Source organism: Methylomonas sp. Kb3, assembly GCF_002834115.1.
Classification (GTDB): Bacteria; Pseudomonadota; Gammaproteobacteria; order Methylococcales; family Methylomonadaceae; genus Methylomonas; species Methylomonas defluvii.
The window spans coordinates 227,389-252,832 of sequence record NZ_PIZT01000002.1; the positions used below are offsets into that span (position 1 = coordinate 227,389).

The window sequence follows — 25,444 nt, forward strand, 5'->3', positions numbered from 1 at the left end:
CAAGAACCAAGTAAACCCGTGGTTTTGCCAATTTCCCGTAGGCACGCGGTGCGCTTGTTGCCGGGTTGGCGGAGTAGTTGGCAAGCACCCGTGCCGGAGGCGGCGGCGGTTAGCGAGTCTAGGCGCGCAACCCGCTTGCCGCGGCGTTGGGCCGAGATTATTCACGCCAGTACCTACCAACCCATCGTGGTCGAACGCCACCGGCTACTGCCTGAAATAACTAAAGAGTGCGACATGAATACCAAGCGCATCGTGGAAGCCATTTTGTTCGCCGCCAATCGGCCAATGACGATCAGGCAGATTCAGGAAACCTTTCCGGAACTGGAGCAACCCGATACCTTGTCAGTACAAATGGCCCTGGATGAAATCGCCCGCGATTACGCCGATAGGCCGATTGGCCTTAGGCAATTAGCCAGCGGTTACCGGTTTCAGGTGCGCGAGGGCCTGTCGCCTTATGTCACCCGCTTATTCGAGGAAAAGCCGGCCCGTTATTCGCGTGCACTGTTAGAAACTTTGGCCATCATCGCCTACCGCCAGCCGGTGACGCGCGGCGAAATCGAAGATATTCGCGGCGTCAGCGTCAGCAGTTCCATCATTCAAACTCTGTTGGAGCGCGAGTGGATTCGCGTCATCGCCCATAAGGAAGTGCCGGGCCGGCCGGCCTTGTTCGGCACCACCAAGCAATTTCTGGATTATTTCAATTTAACCTCATTGAGCGAATTACCGACGCTGGAAGAAATCGTCAATTTCGATTTCGGCAATTCGCCGCAACCGCAACCCGAGCAGGACCACAGTGAAAGACCGCAAACCGCCGAGATCGAACAACCCGTCAGCCCCGCAGGACAAACGGACCCAGAAACCGCAGCCGCGGAAACCGAGTTCGACCCACAAGCCGAAGCCGGCCTCGGCACAGAAAAACTCACCCTCCACTAAAGTCGCGCCCGCCGGCGGCGAACGCATCCAGAAGTTGCTGGCCAGAGCCGGCGTGGGTTCGCGTCGGGAAATCGAGCGCTGGATAGAAGAAGGCAAACTCACCGTCAACGGCAATCCGGTACAACCCGGTTACCACTTAAAACCTGACGACCATCTGCAAATCAATGGCCGGGTCGTGAAATGGGAAAAATACGCCGAGCAACCGACCCGCGTATTGGTCTATCACAAACCGGTCGGCGAACTAGTCACCCGCCGCGATCCGGAAGGCCGGCCGGTAATCTTTACCCAACTGCCGCGCCTGCAGGTCGGCCGCTGGATCGCGGTCGGTCGCCTGGACATCAACACCTCCGGCCTGATTTTAGTCACCAACAACGGCGAACTGGCCAACCGCTTGATGCACCCCTCACGCGAAGTCGAACGCGAATACGCAGTGCGGATCTTGGGCGAGGTCGACGATGCAATGCTGGCGCGCCTGAAACAAGGCGTGGAACTGGAAGACGGCCCCGCGCATTTCGAAGACGTCAGCTTTTATGCCGGCGAAGGTGCCAATAAATGGTTTTATGCCACGGTGAAACAGGGGCGGAATCGTTTGGTACGGCGTTTATGGGAATCGCAGGGGGTTAAAGTCAGCCGCTTGATTCGGGTCCGTTACGGCGATGTCGGTTTGCCGGAACGTGTCAGGGCGCATTCGTTTTATGAGTTGGAGCCTAAGGAATTGGCGGCTTTGATGGAGTTTGTGGGGTTGTAGTCCCGTTGAATTAATCGATGCTGCAATCGGCAAGCCGTGTCCGCTGCGGCGCGATGATCTTAATAGTTCAGTGGGGTTTTGAGGTCGGATGCTCTTCGGTCAGCGTTGCGATTACCCCATTAATGATTTGGTTGATTCGAGTCTTTTCTTGTTCCGGAAGATTTTGTACTGGAGGACACGTCAGGGTCATGGTGAATACGCTTCGTTTTATGCCAATAGTGAAGTGAGAAACCTGGAATAGTTGGTCGCGTTCTTGTTTTATTAAAGGCGGGACTGGAATTATCGCCTTGCCGTCGGCAGAGTAGTTGACCGTCATCCCGTGCTTTTCCGCAGATTGTTTGACCAGATATACTCCAAATTCTTCGGGATATTCAGGACCATCTGAGTGGACTCTCGAAATTTCAAGCCTACAGATGTAATCCTCGCCAAAGGTTGCGTCGATCTGGTCGGCGGGCGTTTTTGAAATACGTACGTAGTGTGGGAGCACCACAGATACCGATTCTTGTTGGAATTTGACCTTTACGGTTGCCGGCTTATCAGGCCTGCCGAACAAGAGTTCGTCGGTATCGCTTAGGAAGTATTTGACGTTTTCGGGACTTGTGTTGACAAGTCCAGCACGCAAACTACGTTGAAAATCCAAAATTTGAGCCGCCGATCTCATAGCGGCCAATGCTCGCCTTTGCACGCTGTTCTCGGTATTGGCTAAGGTTTCGTCATGGTTGTTCTTGATGTTTCTTAGAATTTCTGCCACGAATTGGCAGTAGGCTTGGTATGGTTCGTCGCTAGCCGAATAAATTGCGGCAAAGATACCGGCTTTTTGTTTTCGTTCCGCGTGGCTCGTTGGTAGAAACACCAAATTGTCCAGCGAATTGAGATCCCAAATGAATGGTCCGCCTGGAAAAGTCAGCGACGCGGTACGGATATATCTTAGAAATTCGGCAATATCCTTGGTAGTCGCGACCTCGTGCGGGATTAGGTAATGCAATTTGCCGGACACCCATAAATCCGGATCCCAAGACCAAGCAAGCGGGTTATTTTCTGCTTGGATATTCGGAAGTGCTGCTCTTAATATCTTTTTGAGTTCTTCTAAGTCGGTTGGTGTGAGATTGACCGCTGGATAGTTAGTTGCCGTCTCAATTGTCGTAACTTTTTTCTTAAAAAAATTCTTCAACATTTTTTAGCTGTAAATGGCTTGAGATTATGCTTACACGGCATTGAATTGCGGATGGGAGCGCGGTCGGCGCTTGCAAAACGATTACCAGCAAAGTTGCTGCAAAGGTTGCTCGCAACTCACTATAGTTGGTAGTTTTTGAAAGTCAAAAACAGCGCATCCCTTGCGACGAATATAGTGTCTTGTTTTTCGGTTGATGCGCAAATCCTCACGCAATGGTCGGTTTACATAAACAATGTTTCGCTATCGCGAGGTTTATTTGAATGTCGGTTCCCGCACCGGCGGGCGGGTTACTTTTCTTTGCTTGTCCAAAGAAAAGTAACCAAAAGCCATGTAGGCCGGAATAAGCGTTAGCGTTTCCGGCAAAACGTGCAATTGCCAGAAACGCCTATCGGCTTATTCTGGCCTACAATAGGACAGTGATTTTTGTAGGAAATGTCCGCCTTGGACTAGGCTAGAAATAATCTTACACTGGGTAACTAATTGGATTATGAGCGACTATCGGCGGTTGTATGTCCCTGGCGGCTTGTATTTTTTTACGGTTGTGGCGTATCGTCGCCAACCGATTTTCGCCGATATTCAGCGGGTTGCGTTGCTTCGTCAGGCGTTTCAAGAGGTTAAATGCAAACGACCCTTCGACATAACGGCTGCCGTCATTTTGCCTGATCATTTGCATTGTCTCTGGCTACTGCCTGAGGGCGATTTCGACTATTCAACTCGGTGGCAAATGATTAAAACTGCTTTTTCTCGAAGAGTTTCGGCGAGTGTGAAAAAAGACGGTGCAAAAACCATTTGGCAACCACGTTTTTTCGAGCATTGTATCCGTGACGAATCCGACTTTAATAAGCATTTGGATTACATCCATTACAACCCCGTCAAACATGGTTTGGCCTTGTCTCCCGGTGAATGGCCACACAGTTCGTTTCAACGTTTTGTAGATGCTGGGTTTTATCCCGCCAGTTGGGGTTGTACCCTGGCTGCGGATATAACGGACTTGGGCTGCGAGTAGTCGAGTTGGGTTAAGGGATAAAAACTATTCTTTTAAAATTTGGCGCTTCAATGAAAATCCCGGGATTTAGTCGCCAAATCGCCGATCCAGCTGCTCCAGTCTTCCAGCTTGCCGGCTACCAAATGCAGCACGCCGTCTTCCTGTTGAATCGTGCCGCTCACCGACAGCAGGCGGGCTTTCAGCAAGGGTTTACGCTGGGCCAGGGCAGTGGCGGGCCAGACTACCAGATTGACTTGGCCGGTTTCATCTTCCAGGGTGACAAAAGTCACGCCGGCAGCGGTCATCGGCCGTTGCCGGCAGATCACCAGACCTGCAACCTGAGCGATGCTGCCGTTGCGGCGTTGCCATAAAGAGGCGGCGGTGGTGACGCCCCTGCGGCGCAAGCGCTCGCGCAGCAGACCCAGCGGGTGTTCGCGCAGGCTGAGCCGGGTGCTGGCGTAATCGGCCAATACTTCCTGGCCCGGTTTGGGTGTTTTTAATAGCGGTGTGGCTTCGGCGATGACAGGCACGCCAAATACCGGCGTCGCAGCTTCTACACCACCAGCCGTCCAGAAGGCCCGATGCCGGTTGCCGGCCAGGGTTTTTAACGCATCCGCTGCCGCTAGCTGTTCCAAATCTCGGCTATCCAGTCCGGCGCGCGCGGCAAGGTCAGTGACATTGGCAAATGCTTGCCGGTCGCGGGCCTGGACAATCTTGCGTGCCGCTGTTTCTGATAAACCCTTGACTTGATTAAACCCCAAGCGCAAGGCTGGGGCGGCGTTTGCGGGAAATTCCAACGAACACTCGCTGAGACTGGCCTGTACGTCCACCGGCCGTACCTCCACGCCATGGCGGCGCGCATCCTGCACCAGCTGCGACGGGCCGTAAAAGCCCATCGGTTGGCTGTTCAACAAAGCACAGCAAAACGCCGCCGGATGATGGCGCTTCAACCAAGCCGACACATAAGCCAGCAAGGCAAAGCTGGCGGAATGCGATTCCGGAAAGCCGTAATCGCCAAAGCCCTTGATCTGTTGAAAAATCCGTTGGGCAAACTCGGCGCTGTAGCCGCGCGCCCGCATGCCGTCCAGTAACTTGCGCTCGAACGGCTCCAGGCCGCCCTTGCGTTTCCAGGCAGCCATGGCTCGGCGCAGTTGGTCGGCTTCATCGGCGGTGAAGCCGGCTGCGACCATGGCTAGTTGCATGACTTGTTCCTGAAAAATCGGAATGCCCAGTGTACGTTCCAGCACGGCTTGGACTTCCGGGCTGGGGTACTCCACGGGCTCCAATCCTTTACGTCGGGCTAGGTAAGGATGCACCATTTCGCCCTGAATTGGGCCGGGGCGGACGATGGCGATTTCGATGACCAGATCGTAATAATTGGCCGGCTTCAGGCGCGGCAACATGGTCATCTGCGCTCGCGACTCGACTTGGAACACGCCGATGCTGTCGGCTTGTTGCAGCATTTGGTAAACCGCCGGGTCCTCAGCGGGAATATTGGCTAAAGTCCAGGCGATGTTGGGTGCGCCTGTTTCTTCGGTAGGGGTGATAAAAGTCGAAACAGTCCCTTCTCCCTCCGGGAGAAGATTAGGATGAGGGCGGTGGTTATGGTTTGAATATTCCCTCACCCCAGCCCTATCCCGGCGGGAGAGGGAGTTTCTGCAATTCTCTTCAACAAAGGGATATTGGTGCTGGGGCGGCCGGCAATATTGACCAAGATATTCCAGGGCTTTGCGAATCGCACTGAGCATACCCAGTGCCAGTATATCGACCTTTAATAAGCCCATCGCTTCCAGATCGTCTTTTTCCCATTGAATCACGGTGCGGTCGGCCATTGCGGCATTTTCCACCGGTACCAATCTGGACAATTCGTCGCGGGCGATGACGAAGCCGCCGACGTGTTGGGAAAGATGGCGTGGAAAACCCTTGATCTGCTGAACCAACACGGACAGACGTTGCACGACGGGGCTGTTCGGATCGAAACCGCATGCTGTTAAAGATTCCGGCATCAATTGATAGCCGTCCCAACGATCCACACTATCGGCCAGGCGTTCGACTTGCGCCAAGTTCAAACCCAGGGCCTTGCCGACATCGCGCACCGCGCTGCGACTGCGGTAGGTAATCACCGTGGCGGCCAGCGCGGCGCGATGCCGGCCGTATTTTCGATAGATATATTGAATCACTTGCTCGCGGCGTTCGTGCTCGAAATCGACATCAATGTCCGGCGGTTCGTTGCGCTCGCGAGACAAAAAGCGTTCGAATAATAGATTCATCCGGCTCGGGTCGACTTCGGTAATGCCCAAACAAAAGCACACCGCTGAATTGGCCGCCGAACCACGGCCTTGGCAGAGGATGCCTTGTGCGCGGGCATAACTGACGATGTCGTGTACGGTCAGGAAATACGGCTCGTAAGCCAGGTCGGCGATCAGGGTTAATTCGTGTTCGATTTGTTGGCGAACTTTTGCCGACAGGCCCTGCGGCCAACGTTTGCGGACGCCGATTTCGGTCAAATGCCGCAGCCAGGAGCTTGGGGTATGGCCATCCGGCACCAGTTCTTGCGGATATTCGTAGCGCAACTCGTCCAACGAAAAGTGGCAGCGCTCGGCGATAACCAGGGTTTGTTGCAGCCATTCAGACGGATACAGCTCGGTCAGTCGGGGCAGGGGGCGTAAATGCCGTTCACCGTTGGAAAACAAGGCGTAGCCCAGTTGCGACAAAGGTTGGCCGAGGCGGATCGCGGTGAGTGTGTCCTGCAAAGCCCGGCGCGAGCGGCGATGCATGTGCACGTCGTTGCAGGCGACTATCGGAATATTGAGTTGCCGGGCTACGGCTGTCGCTCGTTGGCAATGTATTTCGTCGCGGCCGGATAGAAATAGGCCGATGCCCAGCCATAAATCGTTTGCAAACAGCTGTTGCAACCAACGGCCGTCATCTGTCTGGAATTGATCGTTGGCTAACCAGATAGCCAGACAGTCTTGCGGAAAGTGTTTGGTTAAATCGGATCGGGTTAGCCGATAGTGGCCTTTTTCGGCTTGGCGGCGGGCCAGGGTGATCAACGCGGACAGGTTGCCGTAGCTGGTTCTGTCGGTTGCCAGCAAGACCAGTTTCAGGCCATCGTCCAAGGCAAATTCGCTGCCGATGATCAGTTTGATATGGTGTTTCTTAGCGGCCAGATGCGCTCTTACCACGCCGGCCATCGAGCATTCGTCGGTTAGTGCCAGCGCCTGATAACCCAGGCGGGCGGCTTCCTCGACCAGTTCTTCCGGATGCGAGGCGCCGCGCAGAAAGCTGAAGTTGGACAGGCAGTGCAATTCCGCAAAGCCTATATCTGGCGCCTTGATCTCATCCGAACAAGCCATGTAAAAACCACTGTTGTTTGGCGTTTAGATCACGATAAACCCACAGCTTTCGACCGCGTTTGTCTTGGGCGATGTAATAGTCGCGGCGGATGGGCTCGTCGTCCCACCAGCCGGACTCGATGCGTTCCGCCGACGATAGCAGGCTAAGGCCGCTTAGCCGCACCGGTTCGGGATTAGCCAGCAGCCAAAAAGGCCTGGGCGCTAAATCGGGATTGGCGGTTAGTTGGTTTGGTGCAACGGTCATGGCGCGTTCCGGGCGATGGTCGGCTTGCGCGCCGGGAAACTTTAAGGCTTGATGCCCCAGCCTGGCTTGCAATTGATCTAGAACTGCAAGCCATTCGGTGTCACTGTCCGGTTTTTCGTGGTCGTCGAACAGGCTGAAGCGTTCCGGCTGAAACGGCGCTATGGCTTCGCTCTGCAAGGTAATGGCCAGCACCGGCGCGGGTAACGGCGAGCGTTCCAGCTTTTCGTGCAACAAGCCGCACCAGTGTTTAGGGTCGCGGTTGCCGGCGCGAAAATCCAATGCCAAGCAAGTGGCAGGGCGGCCGTGATGGTGTAATTCCAGCATGATGCTTAATGCCGTGGCATCGCGGGTCTTCAAAAACGCCGTAAATTCGTCGGCCAGTTGTTCGATGGCCGGGAAGAAATGTTCGATACGTTCCAGTTCGATGGGCATCTCGCGGCTGGCCTGGAAGCGCGGCGGACGATGGAAAGCCTGCAAAATTTGAGTTTGTTGGCCGGCAAGTCTGTCCAGTTGTTGCAACAAGGCTGCACCATAGCGCTTGGCCAGGCCGTCGCGCGGCAGTCGCCACAGGTCGGTGAGTTGGCGAATACCGGTGCGCAGTAGCCGATGCAATATTTTATCCTCCAGCGCTAGCGCGGCGATGGGCTGCGGGCCCAGTGCCGAGCGCAGGGCTTGCCGGTCGATGACGATTGTTTCCTGACCAAGTTTGGTTAGCAATACGCTGGCTGTAGGCGCGGGGCTGATGGCAATCGACGGCCGATGTCCGCTGCTTTGCCATACCGTTTTTAGCTTGTCTCTTAAACTTTCCACGCCGCCGAATAGCGTCAGACAGGAACGAATTTCCAGCAGCAGGCAGTCCGGCTGATCCAGGCTGACCCATGGGCTGAAATCCAGCGCAATTTCGGCGAGTTGTTGTAATGCTAGGCGTTCGGTGAACGGGTCGCGGTTACGAATGCTCAGGCCGGGACACAATGCCAGAGCGGCGGCGGGAGTCATGCCCGGTTCGACGCCGGCTTGCCGGGCCGGCGCCGAGACCGTATGCAGGCGCGTTTGGCCTTTGTACGGCATAGCACTGGCGACGGCCTGATTTAAATCCAGATGCAGTGTAGTCAAAGCCAGGTCAGGAAAATAGGCGCATAGCCAAAGTTGGCTGTTGGCCGGATTGGGCTTTACGAGGGTGCCGATTCGGTCTGGCGGCGTTGGCGATAGCGCCCTGGCGGTGGCAGCCATGGCGGTCTTACAGCGGCAAGGTCAAAGACGCACGTTGCAAACTGCCGCGCGCCTTTAAAATCTGTAATGCCAGGCCGGTTTTCGCGGGTCTGACTTCCAAGCGCAATGCCGTGTAGCCGCTGCCGCTGCGCTGTTTGGGAAATAGCACTGCCAACGCCGAGCCGGCTTCCGCGGCCAGTTGTAAGCGGCGGATTTGATGATCACTGAGCCGGCGTGGCCAGGCCAAGGCCATGCCGCAGCGGCCGCTACGCAGCAGTTTTTCCAGACTCCAGGGAATGTCCGCTTCTTGCCGGCAATCGACTACCAGAACATAGCTTGCATCAATGCCTGCCTGTAGTAAGGCCGGTGCATAGACTTGCTGGGGCGGCGCGATCCAGGCTATCCAGCGCTTGGTTTGAGTTATGTAGGCCATGGCCGGCAGCAACAGGCTTAATTCGCCGATGCCCAAGCAGGGCGATAGAATTTCCAGTACGCCGCCCAGCGGCCAGCCGCCACCGGGCAGCAAGGCATCCAACTCGGCAAAACCGCTGGCAATTGTTCGCCAGTTTTGATTTTTCGAATGCAATCCGCGCCAAATCCCGGTCTGGGTGCGTAACAGCTGATCCAGGGGAGTTGCATTCATAGCCCGCTGCGAATCACGCCGACTACCAGGCCTTCTATTACCAAAGGTTCGCGCTGCAAATCGACTTCAATGATGGAAAAATCCGGATTGGCCGGCTCCAGAAACGCTTTAACGCCCTCCAGGCGTAGCCGCTTTACCGTGGCTTCATCGTGAATCCGCGCAACGACGATCTGGCCGTTGCGCGCTTCCGGCGTGCGTTGCACGGCTAAAAGATCGCCATCCAGAATGCCGGCATCGCGCATGCTCATGCCTTGTACCCGTAACAGATAATCGGCGCGGTTGTCGAACAACTCTGGCCCCAGGCGGCAATAGCGCTCGATATGTTCTTCGGCCAGTATCGGCTGGCCCGCCGCCACCCGGCCGACCAGCGGCAAGCCTTGTTCGGGAGCCGGCGTCGGTTTCAGTAGGCGAATACCGCGCGAGGCGGCCGGTACCAGTTCGATGGCGCCCTTACGCGCCAAAGCCTGCAAGTGGCCGCGAATACTGTTGGTGGAGCGCACACCAAAGGCAGCGGCGATTTCGGCGATAGTCGGCGGAAAGCCATCCAGCAGCAAACTGCGCTCGATGAAGTTCAGGATTTCTTGTTGGCGGTCGGTAAGTGGTTCCATGCTGTTTATATAGTTACTGCTTTTATAGGCAGTATAGTGCTGTTGGTTGGATTGACGCAAGCGGTCAGAACGGAAATAGACTCCCGCTTGCTTGGCAGCGGCGGCAGAGATAGGTTGGATTATGAAGGGATGTTAATTAGCTGAAGATATGCTCAAGCATTGGCCTAACAAGCGCTTACTTGGTACAGACCGGCAGAGCCGGAGAGTGCAGACCAAGGGCGAGTTATGGCAGGTGAAAAGGGATAGGCCGCCGGTCTCTAGCCGTTGGCGGATGGGGCGGTTAATCGGGATAAAGCTTAAGCAAGCTTCAATCCGGTTCCAACACCCGAAACAGCATTTCCTTCACGGTTTGCGGGTCGAAGGGTTTGTCGCAAATCGCCGAGACGCCGGCTTTGTGCACATTACTGAGGCGGGTTTCGTTTTCTTCGCTGGTCACCATCAAGATCGGTACGATGGAATTGCCCAAATCCTGGCGGATGGTTTTGATCAATTGTTGGCCGTCCATGATAGGCATATTGTAATCGGTGACGATCAGGTCGAAAGCGTTTTGGTCGCGAGCGAATACATCGACGCCTTCCTTACCGTCCTGGGCCTGGGTAATCTTGACGATGCCCATATTGTTCAACACGCGGCTGATGTGTTTGCGCGCTAGCGGACTGTCGTCCACCACCAACACCCGCACGTTTTCGATGTCGTAATGTTCCAGGCTGATTTCTTGCGGATCGATAAACTCGATGGTCGCCCGCAAGGCGTTTTTTAAATCGTCGTGCGCAAACGGCTTGGGCAAAATCGCTACCACGCCGGCTTGGCGGATGGTGTCTAGTACCGCAAAGCTGGATTCGCTGGAAATCAGCATGAAGGGGATATGGCTCAGGGCTTCTTCATTGCGCAGATGCTCGACCAGTTCGGTGGCCATCATATCCGGCAGATACAGGCTGCTGATAATTAAATCCGGGCGGTGATTATGCAAGCTTTCCAGCGCCGCCGCCGCGTTGGAAACGCCTTCGATTTTGGCTATGCCTTCGTCACGTAAATGCTGCATGATGACTTTTAATTGTGTGGTCGAAGGTTCAATCAGCAAAATCGATAAGTCGGCAATATCTATGGCGTGCATAAGCGTGTGGCCTGGTTAATGTTGAACGGAATTGCATCCTGCAGGCGCCGGCTGGAAAAAAAATCCCCAAGGGTAGCCGGCGAGATTAAAATTGCGCGTTGGTTTGCCGGTAAACCGGCAACATTTCACGCTTCAGGATAGACCTAAACCACCATGATTCAAGAAACCCTCGTCACTACCATCAATCTGCAGGGCGATACGCACATCGCGCCGATGGGAGTGCATGTTGAACAAGATCACTACATTATCTTGCCGTTTCGGCCCTCGACTACGCTGGATAATCTGCTGGCAACCGAAACCGCCGTCATCAATTATTGCGACGATGTGCGGATTTTTGCCGGCTGTCTGACCGGGCGTAGGGACTGGCCCTTATTGCCCGCCCAACAAGTCGCGGGGTATTATTTAGCCGATACTTTGGCGCATACCGAACTGCAATTGGTGCGAATCGAAGACGACGACACCCGGCCGAAATTGTTTTGCCGGGCCGTGCACACGGTCAACCATAAGCCATTTCAAGGCTTTAATCGGGCGCAATATTCAGTGCTGGAAGCGGCGATTTTGATCAGCCGGCTGGATAGATTGCCTGGGGAGAAAATTCAAGCCGAACTGGATTATTTGCGCATCGGCCTGGATAAAACCGCCGGTGAGCGGGAGCGTCAGGCCTGGGATTGGTTGATGGCGGCGATTGAACAACATCGCCGGGGAGTGCAAGTATGACCGCGATGTTGGCTAGTGTGAATAGTTTGGCGGAAGCGCTGTTGGTCGAAGCCGCCGCCGTCGATATTATCGATTTAAAACAACCCGCTCGCGGCGCCTTGGGTGCTCTGGATGTGGCCGAGGTTGCCGAGATTGTCCGCCGCTTGCAACCGGGCAGCTGTGTTAGTGCCACTATCGGCGATTTACCGATGCAGCCCGAACTGGTCCTGCCGGCCGTGCAAGCCATGGCGGCTACCGGCGTCAATTATGTGAAAATCGGGTTTTTTCCGGGCGGCGACTGGCTGGCGTGCGTCGAGGGTTTACAGGCGATTGCTGCGCGGGGCGTGGCCTTGGTCGCGGTATTGTTTGCCGATACCCGCCCGGATTTTGCGATGATTGATGCTTTAGCCCAGGCCGGTTTTCGCGGGGTGATGCTGGATACCGCCAATAAACAACTCGGTTCATTGACGCGGCTGATGACGCTCGACGAATTGCAGAGTTTTGTCGATAGGGTCGCCGGCCTGGGTTTGCTGAGTGGCTTGGCCGGTTCCTTGCGCGTCGACGATGTAGCGGGTTTAGTGCAGTTAGGTCCGGATTATTTGGGCTTTCGCGGCGCCTTATGCCGGGAACATTCCCGCACTGCGCAACTGGACGTCGGGCAAATCGACATAATTAGGCAACATTGGCGAGCTTTAGCGTACTGAATGAGCCCGCTGATGCATTGACAGTACCCATAGCACCATCGACAAAACATAACAATAACACTAGCCGCCAACAGACTTAAATCTACATAATGTCGGCAGACCGGTAAACAGCAAGGGATCACTGTGGAGCAATATAGCGAACAAAACCAGGCCAGGCCTCTGCTTTGGACGGTGCTACTACTTTTACTTGCGCAGTTGCTTAGCTGGTATTTTCCGCTGGCAGACTACTTACGGCCCTTTGTCAGCCAATCCTTGGGCGTGCATACCTTGATGGAAGGTTTTTCCATCGTGATTTCCGCATTGGTTTTCGCGGTGGGTTGGAGCGTTTATCAAAAGGAGAATTCCGCCGGATTCCTGATGCTGGCCTGCTGCTTCTTGGGGGTGGCGGTCCTCGATTTAATGCATACCCTGTCTTTCAGCGGCATGCCGGCCTTTATCACCGAAAGCGATCCGGAAAAAGCCATCGCTTTTTGGCTAATGGCCCGCGGGTTTGCAGCGATAGGTCTGGTGATGGGATGGTTGCTGCCAAACCGGCCGATAACCCCGGTGTCGCGGGCGTTGATGCTGAGCGTTGTGCTGCTCTATATTGGCCTCAGTTGCTGGCTGGTGTTTTTCCATCAAGATTGGTTGCCGCGCACCTTTGATGCAGTTGATGGTTTAACCTCTTTTAAAAAGACCTGCGAATATGTATTGGCCGGCGTCTATGCTGTCAGCGCCATCGGCTATTTACGCCAAACCCGCCGCCAACATACCTACGATCCGGCCGGTTTGGCGGCGGCTGCTGCGATCATGGCCATGAGCGAGTTGTTCGCGACCTTTTATGCCAGCGTCAGCGATTTGTATATTTTGCTCGGGCATGCCTATAAGTTGGTCGCCTATGGCCTGATTTACCGTTCGGTTTTCCTCAACAGCATCCAACTGCCTTACCAGCGGCTCTATCAAGCGCATCAGGCACTGTCTGTTAGCGAAGCCAAATTTCACGCCATTATCGAAGAGTCGCCGATTGCCTATGCTTTGCATGATAGCCAGGGCAATATCAGTTATTTGAACTCGGCTTTCGTAAAAACCTTCGGTTATACGCTAAGCGATATTCCGACCTTGGCGGAATGGTGGTGGCATGCCCATCCCAACGCTGAATATCGGCAACAGGTCATCGCTAATTGGCATACTTATCAGCGTGTTCCCCAGTCTGCTACCGAGTCCGGCCAAACCGCGGAATTGAAAGTCTGTTGCAAGGATGGCAGGAGCCGGATGGTGTTGGTCGACATCGTCTTATTGGGCGATAGCTTGGCCGGCAATCAATTACTGATTTTGCGCGATATTTCCGAACGGTTGGAAGCGATGCACAAACTGGCCGATTCGGTAAACATGCTGCAAACCGTCATCAACACCATCCCCAGCCGCGTATTCTGGAAAGACCTGAATTACCGGTATCTGGGCGCCAACTTAGCCTTCAGTCAAGATGCCGGGCTAGAGAATCCGGCCGAATTGATCGGTAAATCCGATGAGCAATTGGTTTGGCGGGATTTAGCGCACTTATATCGAGCAGACGATAAGCAGGTCATCGAGAGCAATACGGCAAAATTGAATTACGAAGAAACGCTAATGGGGCCGGCAGGTAAAACCATGCATTTAAGGACCTCAAGAGTGCCTTTACGTAATTTACAGCAACAGATCATCGGCGTGCTGGGCGTGTATGAGGACATCACCGCGCGGAAAAGCGCCGAAGAGGAAATGCAGCTGGCGGCCCTGGTGTATTTGAACAGTAGCGAAGCAATGATGGTTACCGATGCCACGGGCACCATCATCACGGTTAATCCGGCATTTACCACGGTAACCGGTTATTCGGCGGACGAAGTGATAGGCCGGGCCTTTGTCGGTACCACCACAGAGCCGCATGATCAGGCTTTCTATAAAACCGTCTTGCGAGTGATCAATACCCACGGCCAGTGGGCCGGCGAAATCAGCGGCCGCCGCAAGAACGGCGAGGATTGCATTCAGTGGGTCACCATCAACTCCATTCTGAACGAGAACGGCGGCGTGCACAGGCGGGTGGCCTTGATCGCGGATATTACCGAACGCAAAAAATCCGAGGAATTGATTTGGCGGCAAGCCAATTTCGATCCGCTGACCGGTTTGCCGAATCGCAATATGTTTTTAGATCGGCTTAATCAGGAAATCAAAAAGGCTTTTCGGCATGGTCGGCATGTGGCATTGATGTTTCTGGACTTGGACCGCTTCAAGGATGTCAATGACAGCATGGGCCACTTCATGGGAGACATCTTGTTGAAGGAAGCCGCGCGGCGCATCAGCGGCTGCGTGCGCGATTGCGACAGCATTGCCAGACTGGGCGGCGATGAATTTACCGTGATTCTCGGCGAGTTGGATCAAGTGGATGGCGTCAACCGGATCGCCCGGAACATCTTGCAGGCTTTAGCGGAACCGTTTCGTTTGGGCAATGAGACGGCCTATATTTCAGGGAGTATAGGCATTGCCCTGTATCCGGACGATGCGCTGGACACCGATTCCTTATTAAAAAATGCCGATCAGGCAATGTACGCTGCCAAAAATCAGGGCCGCGACCGCTATCAATATTTCACTGCCTTGATGCAGCAGAACGCCCAACTGCGCATGCGGCTGGCCAACGATTTGCACGGCGCGCTGGCCCGTCAGCAGTTTTTACTGCATTACCAACCGATTATCGAGTTTGCCAGCGGCAGCATAGCCAAAGCCGAAGCCCTGCTGCGTTGGCTGCATCCGACGCTGGGCATGGTCAGCCCGGCCGAATTTATTCCGGTTGCCGAAGATACAGGGGTTATCGTCGATATTGGCGATTGGGTTTTTGACACTGCCGCGCACCAGGCTAAGCAGTGGCGGCAAACCTATAATCCGGATTTCCAGATCAGCGTCAACAAATCGCCCGTGCAGTTCCGCCGGCAAGCCATGGAAGCCAACCAATGGCTTGCCTTATTGCAAGAGCTGGATTTGCCGGGCCAGAGCGTGATCGTTGAAATAACCGAGGGCTTGATATTGGATGCCAGCAACAGCACGCGCGAGCAACTGTCGGCGTTTCGCGATGGCGGGATGCAGGTGGCTTTGGACGATTTCGGCACCGGGTATTCGTCTCTGGCCTATTTGAAAAAATTCGACATCGATTACATCAAGATAGACCAGGCGTTTGTCCGGAGTCTGGTGGCCGGCTCCAGCGACATGGCCTTGTGCGAAGCCATCGTGGTAATGGCGCACAAATTGGGCATTAAGGTCGTCGCCGAAGGTATAGAGACCCAGGAACAATACGATCTATTAAACCGAATGGGCTGCGATTACGGACAAGGCTATTTAATTTCCAAACCGGTCCCGGCCGACCAATTCGAACAGTTGCTCGATAAGGCTTTTACCCAAGCACCGTCCGGCGATGGACGGCATTAGCCAGAACACTGGAATGATTACCCAGCCTTTATCTATCGCCGCCCCCGTTCTTGCGGGACACGCATCCGGAAAATTTAAGGGCCTTGGTTGATCGGAATGCTTTAGCCGGGTGGCAGCATCGCCAGCCTGATAAAATGCGCGGCATGAATACAACCTTGATGCAAATGACCGCGCTGATGCTGTGCGGTGCCGGTTGGCGAGTATTAACCCCTAACCGCTTGACGGCGGACCAGACCCGGTTGGTATTAACCAGCGTGGTGTACTATTTTTTTATGCCGGTTATGGTGCTGGAGGTGCTGTGGCGGGCCGATATTGGTTGGCAATCGCTGCAATACTCCGCATTGGGTTTTATCAGCATCTTGTTGTCGATTTTGGCGACTTGGCTGCTTGCTAAGTTGTTTAAATTTAAAAACCCGCAAACCGGGGCGGTGATTTTGGCGGCGGCTTTTCCAAACGTCACCTATCTGGGCTTGCCGGTATTGGAGCAGATTTTCGGCGACTGGACCCGGTCTTTGGTCATTCAGATCGATTTATTTGCCGAAGCGCCGTTGGTCTATACCTTGGGTATCATGCTGGCCCGCCATTACGGCGCTAGCGGCGAACCTAAGCCAAAATCGGTGTTGGCATTTTTCAATGCGCCGCCGTTCTGGGCTGCGTTTGTCGCGGTCGTGTTAAACCTCAATCAGGTGCCGATACCGTTTTGGGTGGCCGGCTTACTGCAAAAATGTTCCGGAGCGGTCGCTCCGTTGATGATTTTTTCGTTAGGTTTGGCGCTTAGCTGGCGGGATATACGCCTGCGCAACGTACCGTTCATCGTCCCCACTGCATTAGTTAAACTAGGCTTGATGCCGCTGATTGCCTTGTGGCTGGCAAACCTGCTCAATTTGACTGGTCAACCCAGGGCGGCGGCCGTGATGGATATAGCCATGCCGAGTATGGTGATGGGCATCGTGTTATGCGACCGCTATAAGCTGGACAGCGGTTTATATGCGATGGCCGTGACGGTGACGACGGCCTTGAGTTTAGTGAGCTTACCGCTCTGGTATCGGGTGTTATGAAACAGATTGCCGAAATATTCTCGCAAGGCGAGGAAATTGTCTGCGGGCAAACCGTGGACAGCAACGCCGCCTGGCTCTCCCAGCAATTGGTTGAGTTGGGCTTTACGCTGAAACGCCACACCGCAGTGGGCGATGACGTGGACGATTTGGTGGCCTTGTTCACGGAAATTGCCGAGCGCGCCGACTGCTGTATTTGCACCGGCGGTTTGGGGCCGACTATCGACGACTTAACCGCCGAAGCAGTCAGTATCGCCAGCGGTCAGCCTTTACGATTCGACGATCAGGCCTTTGCCGACATTCAACAATATTACGCCCGCCGCAATCGCGTGATGCCGGCGGCAAATCGCAAGCAAGCTATGCTGCCGCAGTCGGCAATACGTATCGACAACGCTTACGGCACCGCGCCGGGCTTTGCCTTGCAATTCAAACGCTGCTGGTTCGTGTGTCTGCCGGGTGTGCCGTCGGAAATGAAGAATATGTTTACCTCGCTAGTTCGGCCGCAATTACTGCAGGGTTTTGAGCTACAGCCGGCGTGTTTGGTCAGCTTGCGCAGCCTAGGCATAGGCGAATCGGCCATTCAGCAATGCTTGGTGGATATTGATTTGCCAGCGGGTGTGCAACTGGGGTTTCGTGCCGCGCCCGATGAAGTGCAGACCAAACTATTGTTTCCCAGTAATTTCCCCGAGCACGAAAAGCGTGATTGCGTGGCCACCGTGGCGGACAGAATCGGCGATTACGTGTTTGCCATTGATGGCCTGGACGAAGCGCAGGGCGATCTGCTGGATGTCGTGAGCAAAGCCATGAGCCGGAAATCTTATTCGCTCGCCTTGCTGGAAACCGCCAGCCAAGGCCGGTTAGCTGTCAAATGCTTGGGATGCGACTGGCTAAGGCGCGTAGAAATCAATCTGGATTGGGGACGCAACACCGGCGCAGGCGAAGCGGGGGGCGGCGATTTACTGCCTATCGCCAAAATTTGGGCGGAACAGCTGAAAGCTCGCGAGCAAACCGATTTTGCCTTAGTTCAGCTTTTTGCCGGCAGCGCCGAAGATTACCGGGATAAGGATAAAGCCATAGTCCTTTACAATGCCTTAGCCACACCCAGCGGCGTGGTCTCGACCCAGCTAAGCGCCTATGGCGCCCTTAAAACCAAACAAAACCAGGCGGCTTTATTCGCGCTGGACTTACTCAGACGTTACCTACAAAACAAATGCCTTTAATCCGTTTAACCAATGTTTCCATCGCCTTCGGCACCCACGCGCTGCTCGATAACGCCGCCTTTCAACTCGACGCCGGCGAGCGGGTCGGCCTGCTGGGCCGCAACGGCGAAGGCAAATCCACTTTAATGAAAATTATCGCCGGCGATATTCATGCCGATCATGGCGAAATCTGGAAACAGCCGGAATTGCGTTTAGCCTGGCTGGAGCAATCGCCCAATCTGGACGAAAACGACACAATCTACGAAGCCGTCGCTGGTGGACTTGGCGAATTGGGCCGGGTGATCGCCCGTTACCATGAATTATTGAGCCATATGGATGGCAGCGAGCAATCCCTGCAAGCCCTGGGCGATGTGCAACATAAGCTGGAAGCCGACAATGGCTGGGAGTTTCAAACCCGCGTCGAAGCGGTATTGAGCAAACTGCAATTGCCGGCGGACGTGCTGGTCGGCAGTTTGTCCGGCGGCTGGAAACGTCGAGTCGCACTAGCGCGCGCTTTGGTCATCGAGCCGGAAGTGTTGTTGCTGGACGAGCCGACCAACCATTTGGATTTTGAAAGTATCACCTGGCTGGAAGAGCAAATCCTGGCCTTCCAGGGTGCGGTGATGTTTGTCACCCATGACCGGGCATTTTTACAAAAACTGGCGACGCGGATTATCGATCTGGATCGCGGGCAATTGACTTCCTGGGCCGGTAATTATCAAGACTATTTGACTCGCAAGGCGGCTGCTTTGGAAGACGAAGCCAATCAAAACGCCGAGTTCGACAAGAAGTTGGCCAAGGAAGAAGTCTGGATTCGCCAGGGCGTCAAAGCCAGACGGACACGTAACGAAGGGCGAGTCCGAGCGTTGAAGAAATTGCGCGCCGAGCGTTCCGAACGGCGCAATACTCAAGGCACCGCCAAGCTTAGTTTGAATAAAGGCGAAGCCTCCGGCAAGAAAGTGGTCGAAGCCATCGATGTCAATTTTCAATATCAGGACAAACCCATCATCAAGGATTTTTCGCTGCGCATCGAACGCGGCGACAAGATCGGTTTGATCGGCAACAACGGCGCCGGCAAATCCACTTTGCTGAAGTTGCTGCTCGGCCAATTACAACCGACCACCGGTAGCATCGAGCTGGGCACCAATCTGCAAATCGCGTATTTCGACCAATTGCGCGAACAACTCGACCCGGAAATATCGGTGGCCGACAGCGTGCTGGATGGCGGCGAATTTGTCGATACGCCGGACGGCAAACGCCATGTGATGTCCTATCTGGCCGACTTTCTATTCGCGCCGGCCAGGGCCCGTTCGCCAGTGAAAAGCCTGTCCGGCGGCGAGAAAAATCGGCTGCTGCTGGCACGCTTGTTTACCAAGACCGCCAACCTGATCGTGATGGACGAACCCACCAACGATTTGGATCTGGAAACCTTGGAAATTCTGGAAGAAAAACTGGTGGAGTACCAGGGTACTTTACTGTTGGTCAGCCATGACCGGGAGTTTCTGGATAACGTCGTCACCAGCGTACTGGTGTTTGAAGGCGAGGGCAGGGTGGAAGAATACATCGGCGGGTATGCCGATTGGTTTGCCCTGATGGAGCAGAACAAAAAAGCCGAAGCGGTAAAGATTGCCGAACAAGCGGTGAAAAAAGAAAAGCCCAAAACCGCGCCGGCCAAGAAACTTAGCTTTAAAGAACAACGGGAACTCGAGCAACTGCCGGCGCTGATCGAACAACTGGAAACATTGCAAACCCAGCTGACAGCGGAAATGAACGAAGCCGGTTTTTATAAGCAAAGTCCCGATGCGGTGGCCGCCAAACTGGCGCAATTGCAAACCGCCGAGGCCGATCTAAGTCAGGCCTATCAGCGTTGGGATGAATTGGAAGCCCTGCAGGGTTGAGCAGGTTGCTGCTTAGGGCAACAGTTCAATATTCAGCAGCGCCACCAGCGTATTAGGTTGGCCTTGTAAAAATTTGATAATCTCCATGCGCGCAACGTCTGCGGGAATGTTTCGGCCTTGTATGGCTTGCCACATCTTCTCGAAAGCCAGACGCTGCTGCAGGCCATCCTCGTTTTGGTCGCGCCGACAGCCGAATTCATCCATCAGCGTAGAGCCGCAGCGGCAGTTTCTGAATACTTCCACTAGAATTAAGCCATCGTCCTCAATAGCCGACCGTAACGATGAACGGCCATGGGGCATGTCTTGGGTTTCGATAAAAAACTGCTCGGCCGAGATATACACGTAACCGCAACTGCGACAGGTTTTCGGAAACGTTGAATCCAGCAAGGCTTGTAAACCGTCGAAATCTTGAATATCCATACCAATAACCTGAGTCTTGAAATAACCGACAGCGTAAATGCATTGTGCCATAATGCCAAACGTCGGCAATCAGACTTGACCCTCCTGAGAATGGATCGCGGATGAGTATTTTAACGTGGAACGACCAACTATTGGTTGGTATAGAAAGTGTGGATAATCAGCATCGGCACCTGGTCGCGCTGATTAATCGCCTGGATGAACTAAACGCCTTGGGCGCGGACCTGCAAACCGTGCTGGAAACCGTCAAGCAGTTGGTCGAGTATACCGTCGAGCACTTCCAACACGAAGAGCAACTGATGATGGAGGCAGGCTTCAATCCGCGGATGCAGGACCAGCATTGCCAGCAACATCAAGAATTTATCGATAAAATGCAGCAAGTGCATGTCGAGGCGCAATCCGATGTTTCGGTCATTTCCAAGGATCTGTTGGATTTTTTGGTGGATTGGCTTTGCCACCATATTTTAAAAACCGACAAGTTGATGGCGATCAGCCTTAATCAGGGCATCGACGCCGAGCAAGTCAGTATCGATAAGGATGAACATGTCGATATTTTGCACAGCAATTTGTATTCGGCTTTGCGGGAAAGCGAAGAGCGTTTCAAGGAACTTGCCGACCATCTCCCGGCCCTGATTTGGATCACCAACGCCAAAAACCTGCCGATTTTCTGCAATCGTTTCTGGTTTAAAACCTTTCGCATCGAACGCGGTTTCGTCGACCGCCGGCAATGGCTGAACACGATACACCCGGACGATAGGGACAAGGTGGTGCAGACCTATCAGCAAGCCGCGCAGGAATTAACCAAGTTCAAGATTCAGTACCGGCTGTGTACGGAGGATGCCAAGGAAGTCTGGATTCTGGAAACCGCCGTGCCCAGGATGCGCAAGAACGGTAAATTTGCCGGCTTGATGGGCTGTGGGATGGACATCAGCACGCAAAAGCAGGCGGAAACCGCTTTGCTGAAACTGAACCAACAACTGGAAGAACGGGTTCGCGAGCGCACCCAAGCGCTGACAGAAGCGAATCAGACGCTGCAGATGGAAAAAAACCAGCAAACCCTGCTCAATCAGAAACTCCAGGAAACTCAGGCCCATCTGGTGCAATCGGAAAAAATGGCCTCGATCGGCCAATTGGCGGCCGGGGTGGCGCACGAGATCAATAATCCGCTCGGTTATATTTATTCCAACCTCAACAGCCTGAAACAATACATACAAGAACTCATCAAGGCCGCCGAATTGGCTGAGCGTCTGGCCGGGCAACTGGCGGATAACCACCCGGACGTGCAAGCTTTTAAACAGTTTAAAAATACGGTCGATCTGGATTTTCTGAAAGATGACGCCGCCGACCTGGTGGAAGAGTCGCTGGAAGGTGCGACTCGCGCGAAGAAAATCGTCCAGGATTTACGCGATTTTTCCCGGATCGATAAGCAGGGCCGGGAGATGTTCGATTTGGAAGCCGGGATTGATGCCACCTTGAATATCGTCAACAACGAACTGAAATACAAGGCCGAAGTGGTGAAGGAATACGGCGGTATCAAACCTTTCGAATGCGTTGGCGCGCAGTTGAATCAGGTATTCATGAATCTATTGGTCAACGCCGCGCAAGCCATTGAAGATTTCGGCAAAATCACGGTGCGTACCGGCTATCAGGATGCCGATTGGGTTTGGGTGGACGTGGAGGATAACGGCCAAGGTATGAGCGAGGCAACCCGAATGCGGATATTCGATCCGTTTTTTACCACCAAGCCGGTCGGTAAAGGTACCGGCCTGGGCTTGTCGCTATCGTACAAAATCATCCAGGACCATCATGGTCGTATCGAGATAGATTCGGAAATAGGCCGAGGAACTCGGTTCCGGATTTATTTGCCGACCCGTACCCCTGCCAGTTAACGATTATCGCAGCCGCGCCATGACCGAGCTATCCCCAGACCCCCAAACCGTTGCCAATTTATTATTCGTCGATGACGAACCCAATGTCTTAAAGGCCCTGCGACGCCTGTTTCGCGGTGCGGAATATCAAGTCTATATGGCGGAGAGCGGCGCCGACGGCCTGGAGATTTTGGCGCAACAGCCTATCGATCTGATTATCTCCGACATGCGCATGCCGCAGATGGATGGGGCCGAGTTTCTCACCCGGGCGGCTGAACGTTGGCCGAATATCGTGCGAATTTTACTGACCGGCTATGCCGACATTGAATCGACCATCGCCGCCGTCAACAAAGGCAAGATCTACAGCTATTGCAGCAAGCCTTGGGAAGACAACGAACTGAAAATTCTGGTGAACAACGCGCTGGAACAAAAGCGCCTGCGCGACGAGCGTCGGCAGCTGTTCGATATTATCAACCGGCAAAATCAGGAGCTGAAAGAGCTGAACGCCGGTTTGGAAGACAAAGTCGAAAAACGTACCGAGCAGTTGAGAAAGTCCTTGCAGATGATCGATCAAGCCCACGATGCCTTGAAAAAACAGTATGCCGATTCGGTTAAGGTGTTCGCCAAAACCATTGAAATGCGGCCGGGTATCAAAAGCGGACATGCCAAATATGTGGCGGAAAATGCCAGGGAAGTCGGACGGCGGCTGGGTATGGATGCCGCCGAGCTGAAGGATTTGGTTTATGCCGGCCTGTTGCTGCAAATCGGCAAAATGAGTTTGCCGGACAGTTTGCTGACCCAGGCTTTGTTAAGCATGAACAGCCAGCAACGCAAACGCTACTTAAACCACGCTTTGGAAGGGCAAACGCTATTAAAAGGCCTGGAACCCTTGCATAACGCCGCCGAACTCATCGCCGCACAATATGAACATTTCGACGGTTCCGGCCAACCTTTGGGTTGGGCGGGCGCGGAGATACCCTTGGGTACCAGGATATTGACTCTGGTGCGCGACTATATCAATTATCTGGACGGCTCGATCACCGGCACCGCGATGACAACCGAGCAAGTGAAAGAGCGGCTGCTGAGCAAAAAAGCCAAGGACTACGACCCACGGGTGGTTGATACCTTTCTGGCGCTGCTCGCCGAATCGGAAACCGTCGACGAACGGCCGATTATCGAAATTTCTTGGACCCAGTTGCAAGCAGGCATGGAAGCCGCCGAGATTATTTGTAACGACGTGTTGTATTTAAAGAATCAGATTCTCAACGAAAAAAACGTCGAAGACATTCTTGAACTCAGGAAGCAAAAGAAAAATCTGATTTTGCGGGTGAGAATGGGCAGTGAGCGACAACGCGGTTGAATAAGCCGGAACGGTGGAAACCCTTTTAGACAGGCAGGTAACTATGAGCAAAAAACACCCACCAAAGTCCGACAAACAGGTCTATAAAGATACCTTGCAGCAATTGCAGGTGGAACTGGTCAAATTGCAGAATCACATCATCAAGCATGGCGACAAAATCCTGATCATCCTGGAAGGCCGCGATGCCGGCGGTAAAGACGGCACCATCAAGCGCATCATTCAACATCTTAGTCCTCGGGAAATCCGGGTGGTGGCACTGGGTAAACCGTCCGACCGCGATCTCAGCACCTGGTATTTTCAACGCTACACCCACCATTTGCCGGCCGCCCAGGAAATGGTGTTATTCAATCGCAGTTGGTACAACCGGGCCGGCGTGGAGCGGGTGATGGGATTTTGCAACGATGACGAATACCACGAGTTCATCGAGATCGTCTCGCATTACGAACAGTTGCTGGTGCGCTCCGGCATCAAACTGCTGAAATACTATCTGGACATCAGCAAAGCCGAACAAAAAGAACGCTTAAAACAACGCCAAAAAGATCCGCTGAAACAATGGAAAATCAGCCCCATCGACAAGGAAGCCCAAAAACACTGGCAGCAATACAGCGAAGCCCGCAATATCATGTTTGCCAGAACCCACCATTTATCCGCGCCCTGGACTGTCGTTAGATCCGACGATAAACAAGCCGCACGGATCAATATCATCAAGGATTTATTGTTTCGTTTGGACTACAAAGGCAAGGACGAATCGCTGGTCTTGCCGGACGCGAACATCGTGTTTAATTACGAGGAAAGTTATTTGCATAATGGGATGATTGCGCCGTGATGCGCTTGATGGTCGGGATTTGGGTGAGGTAATGAAAAGCAGGGTGGGTACGGTTTTTGTGCCCACGTGGAATTAAAACAATCGCGTGATAATGGTGGGCAGAAAAGCGTTGCCCACCCTTGTATGATGAATTTTAACAACCGATAGCCCAGAAAAACCGATTAAGCTGTGATTGTTCATTGGGAGGCCGTCCCACCCTGAGGACTGGTGGTTTACCAGAGCCTGTCGTGTAGATTGGCCCCCGCCCTATTCACCCATACCGTGGAGTATCCGAGGCTTAGAGCCTGCATACACAAGGAAGGTAGGTGCATGTGCAGGGTCGGGAACCGGTGAATAGTGTACTTCCCTTTAACTGTATTCAAAAACGATTATGACGAACCACCCGCTCAACACCACCGCTGAATCTATCCCTCGCCTGTTTGCCGGCGTGGATGTGGGCGCCGATGAATTGGTGCTGGTGATCCGCAAGAACGGCAAGCCGTTCGATCCGCAAAAATATGCTAATACTCGTAGCGACCGTGCGCGTCTGGTGAATAAGTTGATCAAATTACCCGGCATCAAGGTCTGTCTGGAAGCCACCGGTATTTACCATTTCGATCTTGCTATTGCGCTACACGACGTCGGTGTACCTGTGATGGTGGTCAATCCCAAGGCTTCGCATCACTTCGCTAAGGTATTGATGAAAAACAGTAAAACCGACGCCGTCGATGCCAACACCTTGGCCGAATATGTCGAGCGCATGGATTTCGTCGCCTGGACTCGTCCTTCGAATCAAGCGCTGGCTTTGCGCGGCTATGCTCGCCGTATCGACGCGCTAACCGGTCAGAAGGCCGCCGCGAAAAATCATCTACATGCGCTGAGTGCGACCGAGGAAACGCCGAAGGCCCTACTACGCGATGCCAAATTGGCGATTAGTCAGCTGGAAAAACGCATCGATACGTTGGCTGGCGAGGCGCTGGCGTTGATCGACCAGCATCC

At 53.9% G+C, this 25,444-nt stretch carries 21 protein-coding genes; 13 read left to right on the forward strand and 8 right to left on the reverse strand.

Features of this window, described 5'->3' with window-relative positions; translation table 11 throughout:
- Positions 1–18 precede the first annotated feature (18 nt).
- Positions 19–933 carry an SMC-Scp complex subunit ScpB gene (gene scpB / locus CWO84_RS01955; RefSeq protein ID WP_346426955.1) on the forward strand — a complete coding sequence of 305 codons (915 nt, stop codon included), beginning with the start codon at positions 19–21 and terminating at the stop codon, positions 931–933.
- Positions 934–958: 25 nt separating this feature from the next.
- On the forward strand, positions 959–1,681 hold the full coding sequence (gene rluB, locus CWO84_RS01960; RefSeq protein WP_101051639.1) for a 23S rRNA pseudouridine(2605) synthase RluB: 723 nt from the start codon (positions 959–961) through the stop codon (positions 1,679–1,681).
- Between the two features lie 67 nt (positions 1,682–1,748).
- Here rluB and CWO84_RS01965 read toward each other — a convergent pair whose 3' ends face one another.
- Both CWO84_RS01965 and CWO84_RS25215 read right to left on the reverse strand, forming a co-directional pair.
- Complete coding sequence (locus CWO84_RS01965; protein WP_101051621.1) at positions 1,749–2,855, reverse strand: hypothetical protein; 1,107 nt, start codon at positions 2,853–2,855, stop codon at positions 1,749–1,751.
- 463 nt (positions 2,856–3,318) lie between these two features.
- Entirely contained in the window at positions 3,319–3,522 is a 204-nt protein-coding gene (locus tag CWO84_RS25215) for a hypothetical protein (protein WP_308441647.1), read from the reverse strand.
- Here CWO84_RS25215 and CWO84_RS01970 point away from each other — a divergent pair.
- Entirely contained in the window at positions 3,430–3,861 is a 432-nt protein-coding gene (locus tag CWO84_RS01970; RefSeq protein ID WP_308441644.1) for a transposase, read from the forward strand. The genes CWO84_RS25215 and CWO84_RS01970 overlap by 93 nt on opposite strands.
- A gap of 47 nt (positions 3,862–3,908) precedes the next feature.
- Here the strand turns inward: CWO84_RS01970 and CWO84_RS01975 are convergent, their stop codons facing one another.
- The 5 genes from CWO84_RS01975 to CWO84_RS01995 all read right to left on the reverse strand — a co-directional run bounded on the left by CWO84_RS01975 (position 3,909) and on the right by CWO84_RS01995 (position 11,014).
- Positions 3,909–7,196 carry an error-prone DNA polymerase gene (locus CWO84_RS01975; RefSeq protein WP_101051622.1) on the reverse strand — a complete coding sequence of 1,096 codons (3,288 nt, stop codon included), beginning with the start codon at positions 7,194–7,196 and terminating at the stop codon, positions 3,909–3,911.
- Positions 7,180–8,670: a DNA polymerase Y family protein gene (locus tag CWO84_RS01980; protein ID WP_033157445.1), complete on the reverse strand. Its 1,491-nt coding sequence runs from the start codon at positions 8,668–8,670 to the stop codon at positions 7,180–7,182. The genes CWO84_RS01975 and CWO84_RS01980 overlap by 17 nt, the downstream gene beginning before the upstream one ends.
- Positions 8,671–8,677: 7 nt before the next feature.
- The gene (gene imuA / locus CWO84_RS01985) at positions 8,678–9,292 is read right to left on the reverse strand and encodes a translesion DNA synthesis-associated protein ImuA (RefSeq protein WP_033157446.1); all 615 of its coding nucleotides are present in this window, start codon (positions 9,290–9,292) and stop codon (positions 8,678–8,680) included.
- On the reverse strand, positions 9,289–9,900 hold the full coding sequence (gene lexA, locus CWO84_RS01990; protein WP_033157447.1) for a transcriptional repressor LexA: 612 nt from the start codon (positions 9,898–9,900) through the stop codon (positions 9,289–9,291). Before lexA ends, imuA begins: the two co-directional genes overlap by 4 nt.
- A gap of 307 nt (positions 9,901–10,207) precedes the next feature.
- Entirely contained in the window at positions 10,208–11,014 is an 807-nt protein-coding gene (locus CWO84_RS01995) for a response regulator (protein WP_033157448.1), read from the reverse strand.
- 153 nt (positions 11,015–11,167) lie between these two features.
- Between CWO84_RS01995 and CWO84_RS02000 the strand changes: the two genes are divergently transcribed.
- The 6 genes from CWO84_RS02000 to CWO84_RS02025 all read left to right on the forward strand — a co-directional run bounded on the left by CWO84_RS02000 (position 11,168) and on the right by CWO84_RS02025 (position 19,995).
- The gene (locus CWO84_RS02000; protein ID WP_033157449.1) at positions 11,168–11,731 is read left to right on the forward strand and encodes a DUF447 domain-containing protein; all 564 of its coding nucleotides are present in this window, start codon (positions 11,168–11,170) and stop codon (positions 11,729–11,731) included.
- A complete protein-coding gene (locus tag CWO84_RS02005) occupies positions 11,728–12,414 on the forward strand; it encodes a (5-formylfuran-3-yl)methyl phosphate synthase (protein ID WP_101051623.1) in 687 nt (228 codons plus the stop codon). The genes CWO84_RS02000 and CWO84_RS02005 overlap by 4 nt, the downstream gene beginning before the upstream one ends.
- A 123-nt stretch (positions 12,415–12,537) precedes the next feature.
- On the forward strand, positions 12,538–15,843 hold the full coding sequence (locus CWO84_RS02010) for an EAL domain-containing protein (RefSeq protein ID WP_101051624.1): 3,306 nt from the start codon (positions 12,538–12,540) through the stop codon (positions 15,841–15,843).
- A 143-nt stretch (positions 15,844–15,986) separates the two neighbouring features.
- Positions 15,987–16,901 (forward strand): AEC family transporter, encoded by a 915-nt coding sequence (locus tag CWO84_RS02015; protein ID WP_033157484.1) that lies wholly within the window; start codon positions 15,987–15,989, stop codon positions 16,899–16,901.
- Positions 16,898–18,118 (forward strand): molybdopterin-binding protein, encoded by a 1,221-nt coding sequence (locus CWO84_RS02020; RefSeq protein ID WP_033157451.1) that lies wholly within the window; start codon positions 16,898–16,900, stop codon positions 18,116–18,118. Before CWO84_RS02015 ends, CWO84_RS02020 begins: the two co-directional genes overlap by 4 nt.
- The gene (locus CWO84_RS02025; protein WP_033157452.1) at positions 18,109–19,995 is read left to right on the forward strand and encodes an ATP-binding cassette domain-containing protein; all 1,887 of its coding nucleotides are present in this window, start codon (positions 18,109–18,111) and stop codon (positions 19,993–19,995) included. The genes CWO84_RS02020 and CWO84_RS02025 overlap by 10 nt, the downstream gene beginning before the upstream one ends.
- A gap of 12 nt (positions 19,996–20,007) precedes the next feature.
- Here the strand turns inward: CWO84_RS02025 and CWO84_RS02030 are convergent, their stop codons facing one another.
- Positions 20,008–20,466: an oxidoreductase gene (locus tag CWO84_RS02030; protein WP_101051625.1), complete on the reverse strand. Its 459-nt coding sequence runs from the start codon at positions 20,464–20,466 to the stop codon at positions 20,008–20,010.
- A gap of 50 nt (positions 20,467–20,516) precedes the next feature.
- Here CWO84_RS02030 and CWO84_RS02035 point away from each other — a divergent pair, with 50 nt between their 5' ends.
- The 4 genes from CWO84_RS02035 to CWO84_RS02050 form a co-directional block, all read left to right on the forward strand.
- The gene (locus CWO84_RS02035) at positions 20,517–22,301 is read left to right on the forward strand and encodes a bacteriohemerythrin (RefSeq protein ID WP_101051626.1); all 1,785 of its coding nucleotides are present in this window, start codon (positions 20,517–20,519) and stop codon (positions 22,299–22,301) included.
- Positions 22,302–22,320: 19 nt separating this feature from the next.
- Complete coding sequence (locus CWO84_RS02040) at positions 22,321–23,640, forward strand: HD domain-containing phosphohydrolase (protein WP_101051627.1); 1,320 nt, start codon at positions 22,321–22,323, stop codon at positions 23,638–23,640.
- Positions 23,641–23,683: 43 nt separating this feature from the next.
- Positions 23,684–24,466, forward strand: coding sequence for a polyphosphate kinase 2 (ppk2, locus tag CWO84_RS02045; RefSeq protein WP_033157456.1), 783 nt, complete (start codon positions 23,684–23,686; stop codon positions 24,464–24,466).
- Positions 24,467–24,836: 370 nt separating this feature from the next.
- The coding region (locus CWO84_RS02050; protein WP_165786254.1) for a transposase at positions 24,837–25,444 on the forward strand (608 nt) is incomplete at its 3' end.

What these genes read in the sequence shown, in the direction of transcription:
- CWO84_RS01965 (WP_101051621.1), bottom strand. Translation starts at nt 2,855, where the DNA reads ATGTTGAAGAATTTTTTTAAGAAAAAAGTTACGACAATTGAGACGGCA.
- CWO84_RS25215 (WP_308441647.1), bottom strand. Translation starts at nt 3,522, where the DNA reads ATGATCAGGCAAAATGACGGCAGCCGTTATGTCGAAGGGTCGTTTGCA.
- CWO84_RS01975 (WP_101051622.1), bottom strand. Translation starts at nt 7,196, where the DNA reads ATGGCTTGTTCGGATGAGATCAAGGCGCCAGATATAGGCTTTGCGGAA.
- CWO84_RS01980 (WP_033157445.1), bottom strand. Translation starts at nt 8,670, where the DNA reads ATGGCTGCCACCGCCAGGGCGCTATCGCCAACGCCGCCAGACCGAATC.
- imuA (WP_033157446.1), bottom strand. Translation starts at nt 9,292, where the DNA reads ATGAATGCAACTCCCCTGGATCAGCTGTTACGCACCCAGACCGGGATT.
- lexA (WP_033157447.1), bottom strand. Translation starts at nt 9,900, where the DNA reads ATGGAACCACTTACCGACCGCCAACAAGAAATCCTGAACTTCATCGAG.
- CWO84_RS01995 (WP_033157448.1), bottom strand. Translation starts at nt 11,014, where the DNA reads ATGCACGCCATAGATATTGCCGACTTATCGATTTTGCTGATTGAACCT.
- CWO84_RS02000 (WP_033157449.1), top strand. Translation starts at nt 11,168, where the DNA reads ATGATTCAAGAAACCCTCGTCACTACCATCAATCTGCAGGGCGATACG.
- CWO84_RS02005 (WP_101051623.1), top strand. Translation starts at nt 11,728, where the DNA reads ATGACCGCGATGTTGGCTAGTGTGAATAGTTTGGCGGAAGCGCTGTTG.
- CWO84_RS02015 (WP_033157484.1), top strand. Translation starts at nt 15,987, where the DNA reads ATGAATACAACCTTGATGCAAATGACCGCGCTGATGCTGTGCGGTGCC.
- CWO84_RS02020 (WP_033157451.1), top strand. Translation starts at nt 16,898, where the DNA reads ATGAAACAGATTGCCGAAATATTCTCGCAAGGCGAGGAAATTGTCTGC.
- CWO84_RS02025 (WP_033157452.1), top strand. Translation starts at nt 18,109, where the DNA reads ATGCCTTTAATCCGTTTAACCAATGTTTCCATCGCCTTCGGCACCCAC.
- CWO84_RS02030 (WP_101051625.1), bottom strand. Translation starts at nt 20,466, where the DNA reads ATGGCACAATGCATTTACGCTGTCGGTTATTTCAAGACTCAGGTTATT.
- CWO84_RS02035 (WP_101051626.1), top strand. Translation starts at nt 20,517, where the DNA reads ATGAGTATTTTAACGTGGAACGACCAACTATTGGTTGGTATAGAAAGT.
- CWO84_RS02040 (WP_101051627.1), top strand. Translation starts at nt 22,321, where the DNA reads ATGACCGAGCTATCCCCAGACCCCCAAACCGTTGCCAATTTATTATTC.
- ppk2 (WP_033157456.1), top strand. Translation starts at nt 23,684, where the DNA reads ATGAGCAAAAAACACCCACCAAAGTCCGACAAACAGGTCTATAAAGAT.